We start from the raw sequence: 1790 nt of genomic DNA, 5'->3' as shown, positions 1-1790 counted from the left end.
AGGAATTAATTCTGATTTTACTTGGTTGTGTAACTCAACTTGAGATACAAGAGGCGTAGCAGACATAAAAAATCAAGAGTTGATGTAGGATCTCTATCCTACACCTGCCAGATTAACTTAGTCTTGACCAAAGAAGGAGGGGAATTACCCAAAAGTTGTGCCGTTCCAGCCCCACATCGCACCCTTAGCGTCTGCAAACTCTATATAAATTCGATTTTTCGGCACACCTAAAGTTTGGTTAATTTGCTGGCAAAATTCCTGACTCATTGCTGCGGTTTGGTCTGGTTTCATTGTGCCAACGCTCTTAATTTCAATATAGCAAACTGGGTCTGTATTACCTGCAAAAGTCATGGGAATTTCTGACTCAAAAGCAGTCATTACATAAGATTCTGGTTTTCCCAAATGTTTTGCTAACTTAGCTGATAGGTTTAAAAGCATTGATTCAATTTCAGCTTGAGGAGGAGCAGTTACAGAAGTTTGCACTTTAATTAATGGCATAATACCGAATTGGGATTTAGGATTTTATTCACATTGTTAAGTTTATCGTTAGTGAGGGCAGGGGCAGGGTGAGTTAGAAGTTCAAGCATTAGCTTAAAGACTCATTCATCCACCTCAGAACTCCGTTCATCCACTTCAGAACTCCGTTCATCCACCTCAGATACTCGTTCATCCACCTCAGAACTCCGTTCATCCACCTCAAAGACTCATTCATCCACCTCAGAACTCCGTTTATCCACCTCAGATACTCGTTCATCCACCTCAGAACTCCGTTCATCCACCTCAGAACTCCGTTCATCCACCTCAGAACTCCGTTCATCCACCTCAAAGACTCATTAACGGAGTTAAAAGACTCATTCATCTAGCTCAAAATGCCCAATGTCCAATGCCCCATGCCCAGTATTTAGTTATGAGACGAGCGAAATAGATGACTATGTTCGGGATGATATAAACGCGATCGCCCTTTTGCTGTCGAGAGGGCTGGACTGATTATATAAAGTGTAGTGCGAATTAGTTTTTCTTTATGAGTGCAGTCTGCCATTTGATTCAGGGGGACAACCCTGATTTTTTCATCGGGCCATCCGATGCGAAAGCAAATGGCAATGGGGGTTTCGGCTGGGTAATGTTCGAGTAGTTTAGCTTGGGCATTTTCAACGTGACGCGCACTTAGATATAAGCAGAGACTAGCCTGATGTGCCGCCAGAGAGGCTAATTCTTCAGTAACGGGGACTTCTGTACGTCCACTGATCCGCGTCAAAATGATGGTTTGGACTAAACCAGGGACAGTCAGTTCTACTTTGAGTTTGGCAGCAGCAGCTTGAAAGGCGCTGATACCTGGGATGACTTCAAAAGGAATATTTGCCTCAGCGAGGAGGTGCATTTGCTCGTGGATGGCGCTGTAGAGACTAGGATCGCCAGAATGGAGACGGACTAGGGATTTATGTTGCGATCGCACTCTATCGATCATAATCGCTAAAATCTCTTCTAAAGTCTGATTCGCAGTTCTAATTATCTCCGCATCTTTTCGGCAAAGTTCTAAAATCTGTTCGGGTACTAAAGAATCAGCAAATAAAATCACATCAGCAACAGCCAGTAGTTTCTGCGCCTTCACCGTCAATAAATCAGGATCTCCAGGGCCTGCTCCCACAATGTACACAGATGGTTCTATGGCATATAGTGTTTTTTCATAACTCAGATTTTCACCTTTAAAAGAAGACACGGCAATCCCTCAAAAAACTTTTTTGATATTTTCTCAGTATCTTTCCGGATTCACCCTCTTTCCCTAGTAGAGA

Annotated in this window: 2 protein-coding genes; both read right to left on the bottom strand. The window is 43.1% G+C overall.

Translation table 11 applies throughout. The annotated features are described in order from the left end of the window. Nucleotides 1–144: 144 nt before the first annotated feature. Nucleotides 145–498: a phenylpyruvate tautomerase MIF-related protein gene (locus tag VE944_RS30835; protein ID WP_324986591.1), complete on the bottom strand. Its 354-nt coding sequence runs from the start codon at nucleotides 496–498 to the stop codon at nucleotides 145–147. Between the two features lie 403 nt (nucleotides 499–901). Continuing rightward, the gene (cobM, locus tag VE944_RS30830; protein WP_324986588.1) at nucleotides 902–1717 is read right to left on the bottom strand and encodes a precorrin-4 C(11)-methyltransferase; all 816 of its coding nucleotides are present in this window, start codon (nucleotides 1715–1717) and stop codon (nucleotides 902–904) included. Between the last annotated feature and the right edge of the window lie 73 nt (nucleotides 1718–1790).

The sequence above is a fragment of the Nostoc sp. genome (assembly GCF_035638895.1).
Lineage (GTDB): Bacteria > Cyanobacteriota > Cyanobacteriia > Cyanobacteriales > Nostocaceae > Nostoc.
Note: the sequence above shows the minus strand (reverse complement) of the source record. Positions and strands in the feature narration are given on the sequence as shown.